Raw genomic sequence first — 1,824 nt, 5'->3', positions numbered from 1 at the left:
CGGCGCGCCGATCACCAATGAGATGGTGGCTGGCAAGCTCGACTTCGGATCGATGGCGGACTTTCCCGGCTCATTGAACGGCGCGGCCTTCCAGAAGGCCGGCAAGAAGAGCGTGTTCATCACCGTGCTGTCGGGCAGCATCGACGGCAGCGGCAACGGCATTGTCGTGCCGGACGACTCGCCGATCCGCTCGCTCGCCGACCTGAAGGGCAAGACGATCTCCGTGCCGTTCGCTTCAGCGGCGCACGGCATGCTGCTGCGGGCCGTCAAGGCGCAAGGCTGGAATCCCGAGACCGACGTGAACATCATCACGCAGTCGCCGGAAGTGGCCGGCAGCGCGTTGAAGGCGCACAAGATCGACGCCCACGCCGACTTCGTGCCGTTCGCCGAACTGTTCCCGTTCCGCGGCTTTGCTCGCAAGATTTACGACGGCGCACAGACGCATGCGCCGACCTTCCACGGCACGCTGGTCGACGCGGACTATGCGAAGCGCTATCCGGAANNNGTCAACTATCTGTTTCACGGGCCGCTCGGTTTGCAAACACGCGATCTGACGTGGAAACCCGAATACCGTCAGGCGACGGTCACAGCCATCAGCACGCTCAAGCTGCTGAAGAAGACCGACGTCGATCTGGATGTGAACACCTTCATCGACGACCGCTACATCCGCGAAGCGTTCAGGCAGTCCGGCCTGAACTACGATGCGGCGCTCAAGAACCACGCGAAGCAACCACTCGTCGCCAACGACGCGCAAACCGGCAAGCGCATCACCGATCCGCGCAGCGTGACGCAGGTCTGGGTGGATGGCGAAGGCAAGGTGCGCGACTATGCGTCGGCTCAGGAGGCATTCGCCGCGGTCAACACGCTCGAACAAGGCGGCAAGAAAGTGCGCGTCGTCTATATCCAGGATCACGCGAGCGGACTGAAGCTGTTTGCCAGCCAGGCGTGGTACGTGAAGGACGCCAAGGGCAACCTCGCCGGATTCCTGCTGAAAGACAACGCGGACAGCTACGCGAAGCAGGTGAACGGCAACGTCGTGGATTTCGCCGCCGCCAAAACCGACGCGACCCAGACCGTCGCGGCGCGCTGACCGATAAGCGGCGCCTTGGCGTGCTTTGGCGCGCCTCACTCAGGAGAGTCCTCGATGTCAGCCATTCTTGAAGCCGCGGAAACTACGCGCATCCGGCGCGGCGCAGTCAGTGCGCGTGTCTGGAGACCGGCCCGCCTGATCCGCGCGTTGACCAGGATCGTCGCCGTTCTGGCCTGTGTGGGCATCTGGCAAGTTTTTGCCGAACATCATGTGTCGTTCGGCTTCGTGACTTTCGCCAATGTGCCCGCGCCGAGCGATGTCGTGCCGGCCGCCTGGGCCCTGCTCCACTCGCCGAAGCTGCCGATGCACCTGCTATCGAGCCTCACGCGCGTGCTGGTGGGATTTGTCGCGGCGAGCGTCGTCGGTATTGGACTCGGGCTCGCCATCGGCCGCTATCGCGCGTTCGAAGACACCTTGCTGCCACCGCTCGAAGTGTTGCGGCCGATTCCCGCAGTTGCGTGGATCCCGCTCGCAATCCTGATGTTTCCTTCGTCGGAGATGAGCATGATGTTCATCACCTTCATCGGCGCACTGTTTCCGATCCTGCTCAACACGATTCACGGCGTGGAAGGCGTCGATCCGCGCCTGGTCGCGACCGCGCGTTCGCTCGGCACGCGCGGTGGCGCGCTGTTGGCCGAAGTGATCCTGCCGGGCGCCGCGCCCGCGATCGTCACGGGCCTGTCGATCGGCATGGGCACCGCGTGGTTCTGTCTGGTGAGCGCGGAGATGATCGC

At 63.9% G+C, this 1,824-nt stretch carries 2 protein-coding genes; both read left to right on the top strand.

Annotation, left to right across the window (positions count from 1 at the left end; all coding sequences use genetic code 11):
* Window positions 1-1,090: ABC transporter substrate-binding protein (locus tag ACFSNN_RS12490; RefSeq protein ID WP_377779172.1), on the top strand; the 1,090-nt coding region annotated here is incomplete at its 5' end.
* A 54-nt stretch (window positions 1,091-1,144) separates the two neighbouring features.
* Window positions 1,145-1,824, top strand: a 680-nt coding sequence (locus ACFSNN_RS12485) for an ABC transporter permease (RefSeq protein WP_377779175.1), incomplete at its 3' end; no start/stop codon positions are given.

This window comes from Paraburkholderia dipogonis (assembly GCF_042680985.1).
GTDB classification, from domain to species: Bacteria; Pseudomonadota; Gammaproteobacteria; order Burkholderiales; family Burkholderiaceae; genus Paraburkholderia; species Paraburkholderia phytofirmans.
The sequence above is the reverse complement of the archived record's forward strand: the minus strand, read 5'-3'. Positions and strand labels throughout refer to the sequence as shown.